Genomic DNA, 2,246 nt, shown 5'->3' on the forward strand with positions numbered 1-2,246 from the left:
GAATATGAAAGTCAATATCATGTCAGAAAAAACAATTGTTGTGCTGTTGTGGCATATTTTATTCGGAAGGGATTAAAGTGTCCAGAGCAGGAGTGTTGCTATTTTTGTTCTGCTGAAGAGAATAAATCAGAAGTTTTTAATTCTGTTGAAGAGAATAAATCAAAAGGCTTAGTTTTTTATTTTGGTTCTGGTTGTCAAGCTTCTTTAGCTCAAAGTGCAGCGATAAGTATTATAAATTTTTTTAGTGATAATAAATTTTGGTCAGTCCAAACTATTGAAAATTTTGCTGAAAAAGTTAAAAAAATGACTCATAAAAAATGTTAAATTAAATACCACAATCTAGCTTTGTTAAGATCAAGATTTAATTCTATAAATCGAAGCAAATGTGATTGTAAAAATTAGAATTTTAGGTATTTATTTGAAATTATCCAACTATTCAATATTTTTTACATGAGGTAAATATTATGACAGTTATAGCTAATATTTGGCGAGGCGAACTTCCTCAGTTTACTGTGTGGAATGCTATTTATGGCAAAGATGTTGGTCATGCTTCGATGTTAGTTATTAATGATGAAAATCCAGAAGATACAATTTATATAAGTCATCGTCCTCAAACAACAGATTCTGGAAACTCTCAGGGAAAGTTTAACAACAAAGATACTTCAAAGCAGTATGCTCTAGAAGATAGTTTTACTCCAAAAGCAGAATGGATTTCTTTTGATGAAGATTGTAAAAATAGAAAACGTAAACCAGATAGTCAGATTAATATTTCAGGTTTAAACGAGTCTAAAATTAGGGAATTTTATCAAAGGTACTTTAACAATGATTTACCAGAGTTTGAGAGTCAATATCATGTTAGAAAAAATAATTGTTCTGCTGTCATAGCATATTTTATTCGTGAGGGATTAGGGTGTTCTAAAAAACCTTGCTATTTTTGTTTAGCTGAAACAAATCAACCTGATTACAAAAGACAGATACTTTTTTTGATTTTAGTTTGTGTTTTAGGAATCTTTGACAGGTATATTATCCCTCTAATCATACCTCGAATATTTGATTTAACCTCGGCTATCATTATATTAATTGTACGAATTTCTATAATAATAATTTTATTTATAGTTTCTGTTTTTATGTACTTCAATATTGAAATATGGATTTTAAACTTTGATTTTAAAAATAAATTTTGGTCTCCACGAACTCTTGAATATTTTGCTAAACAAGTGAAAAAAGATGTTAATAAAAAATGTCAAAGAAAAAATAGCTATTTCAGCTTATAATTGTCTTTATTAATTTACAGGTGAATTATGAAACTCGATCCAAGTGACGTTATTGCAACTATCGCTCTAGTTATATCTTTATTCAGTATTTTGTCACAGAATAAAGGTGTTAAGAAACAACTTTTAGTAGCAAATATTGGCGAATATACAATAAAGATATCAAGAAATAATTGGAAACTTACCCAAAAGTGTTTTATATTCCAACTTTGACATCAACCATCTTGATAGAGCAGAAAGAATCAAAATTCTCCGTTATATGTGGCTATATTTCGATTTATGTTTTGAAGAATATTCTTTATACCATGACTTAAAATTGATTGATAAAAAACTATGGAAAATTTGGGAATCAGGCATAAAAGCAAGTTTCAATAAACCTGCATTTTCTCAATGTTGGATGATTATTTCTCAACAAACTTCTTACGGTAGTGACTTTGAAAAATTTATCAACGCTATTATCAGTAGTCAAAAACAATTATCTTGAACTGACAACTGATCGACCATACTTTTATTTCTAATAAAACTATTAGTAGGAGTAGCGATCGCCTTTCTTTTTATTACTCTAATACTCCTATTTGACGTAAGATTAAAATTTATGAAAATAATAGCTAAATACAAAAATCTGAGCCAAAATTAATGTAAGACATAATCAAAATGTAAGTATTAGGAAAAATATCCGATAATTGAACTGCTTCATGTTCCTTAAAATCTACTAAAAACCTATGAATAATTACCCCTATTTTTCTGCCCATAGCTATCAAATAATTAGAGAACTTGGTCACAATAATATTGGTGGGCGAGTTACTTATTTAGCTGAAAATATCAAGACTCAAAAAAATGTAGTTATTAAACAATTTCAATTTGCTAAATTAGGAGCAACTTGGGCAGAATATGATGCTTACGAACAAGAAATTGCAGTTTTAAAAAGTCTCAATCATCCAGGGATTCCTCAATACTTAGATTCTTTTCAAACTG

General features: G+C 28.6%; 3 protein-coding genes and 1 pseudogene. All 4 read left to right on the forward strand.

The features are described 5' to 3' along the window. Positions 1 to 324, forward strand: a 324-nt coding sequence (locus tag F6K40_RS20475) for a hypothetical protein (protein ID WP_293138953.1), incomplete at its 5' end; no start/stop codon positions are given. A 140-nt stretch (positions 325 to 464) separates the two neighbouring features. Beyond that, complete coding sequence (locus F6K40_RS20480; RefSeq protein WP_293138954.1) at positions 465 to 1,274, forward strand: hypothetical protein; 810 nt, start codon at positions 465 to 467, stop codon at positions 1,272 to 1,274. 256 nt (positions 1,275 to 1,530) lie between these two features. Further along, positions 1,531 to 1,755: a hypothetical protein gene (locus tag F6K40_RS20485; protein ID WP_293138955.1), complete on the forward strand. Its 225-nt coding sequence runs from the start codon at positions 1,531 to 1,533 to the stop codon at positions 1,753 to 1,755. 238 nt (positions 1,756 to 1,993) lie between these two features. Further along, positions 1,994 to 2,246: pseudogene (locus F6K40_RS20490) on the forward strand (serine/threonine protein kinase); the annotation flags it as partial.

Source organism: Okeania sp. SIO3I5, from assembly GCF_010672085.1.
Classification (GTDB): domain Bacteria; phylum Cyanobacteriota; class Cyanobacteriia; order Cyanobacteriales; family Microcoleaceae; genus Trichodesmium.